Genomic DNA, 1,357 nt, shown 5'->3' with positions numbered 1-1,357 from the left:
AATGTATGGTCAGCCCCTCTCCTGCAACCTCTTTGGCTGTTTTCGGTAAAGCTGGCTTGCGCTAATGTATCCGGGCTCATTGTGAGCGTTGCTGCTACAACGCTCGGCCCTCGATGAGTAGCCGCTCCCGACTGTCCTGAAAAAACCCTCAGCCTCTAAAGCTGATTTTTATGCCAGGTTCTCAGTCGGGCCGTTTGCCGTTTACTGTCATCAGTCAGTGACGTCGCAAAAGCCGGTGGTAAAGCTGCACGTTCAAACGTTCGGATGCGGGTCGTACTGGCCGCCTTTGGTCAGTACCGCCCACACGATTCGCGCCAGTTTGTTTGCCAGCGCGCACGCGACGACATTGGAGTGGCGACGCGTCAGCAGCTCTCGAACCCAAGGCCCCAAGGCGTCCTCCCGCTTATCGATATGCTGCATGATGGATCGCGCGCCCTGCACCAGCAGTTGGCGGATGTGCTTGTCGCCGCGCTTGCTGATCCCCAGAAGCACCGTCTTTCCGCCCGTCGAATACTGCCTCGGCACCAGCCCCAGCGAAGCGGCAAAATCGCGTCCACTTCGATAGTTCGACGCATCGCCCACATCCGCCAATACCGCACTGGCGGTGATGGGGCCGATGCCAGGAATACTCTGCAAACGATTTCCGCCATCGTCTTCTTTCAACTGTTGCTTTAGGTCGGACTCGATGTCCTTGATTTCATCATTCAGCTGTTGGATTTGATGATAGAGGCGCATCACCACGCTCTTTAGGCGCAATGGAACCGAATGTTGTGGATCGTCCAGCAGCGCCGGTACGCGGTGCAACGCCGTTGCGCCAATAGGCAGGCTGATCCCGAATTCCAGCAAAAAGCCATGAATCTGATTGGTCGCGACGGTGCGATGGCCAATCAAGGAATCTCGGACACGATGCAAAGCTGAAAGCGTTTGTTGCTCTGCGGTTTTAATCGAGCAGAAGCGCATCGCGGGGCGGCTCGCCGCCTCGCAAATCGCTTCGGCATCAATGAAATCGTTTTTGTTGCCTTTGACGAACGGCTTGACGTATTGCGGGGCAATCAGCTTTACCTCGTGGCCCAATGCGCCGATCTGTCGAGCCAGCCAGTGGGCACCGCCACACGACTCCATCACCACCGTGCAGGCCGGCAGTTGGGCCAATGTGCTGAGCAATTGCCCGCGACTGGTTTTCTTGCGCAGGACCTGATGACCTTTGGCGTCCTGGCCATGCAGGTGGAAGCTATGTTTGCCAATGTCGATACCGAGAAGCGTCATCGTGTTCATGAGAGATCCTCCGCCGAAAACGAGAAAAGCCCTGCAAGCGTAAACCTGCAGGGCTTCTCGGTCAGGCTGACCATCTCATTAA

The 1,357-nt window shown here is 56.5% G+C and carries 2 protein-coding genes; one reads left to right on the top strand and one right to left on the bottom strand.

Annotated elements, in window-relative coordinates; translation table 11 throughout:
* Positions 1 to 252: 252 nt before the first annotated feature.
* The gene (locus tag AC1DIH_RS28085; protein ID WP_477774077.1) at positions 253 to 1,224 is read right to left on the bottom strand and encodes an IS110 family RNA-guided transposase; all 972 of its coding nucleotides are present in this window, start codon (positions 1,222 to 1,224) and stop codon (positions 253 to 255) included.
* Between AC1DIH_RS28085 and AC1DIH_RS28080 the strand changes: the two genes are divergently transcribed.
* Positions 1,165 to 1,357 (top strand): hypothetical protein (locus AC1DIH_RS28080; RefSeq protein WP_477774078.1); only part of this gene is annotated, 193 nt, incomplete at its 3' end. The two genes, AC1DIH_RS28085 and AC1DIH_RS28080, sit on opposite strands and share 60 nt — an antisense overlap.

The organism is Pseudomonas sp. 05N36 (assembly GCF_056397385.1).
The sequence above is the reverse complement of the archived record's forward strand: the minus strand, read 5'-3'. Positions and strand labels throughout refer to the sequence as shown.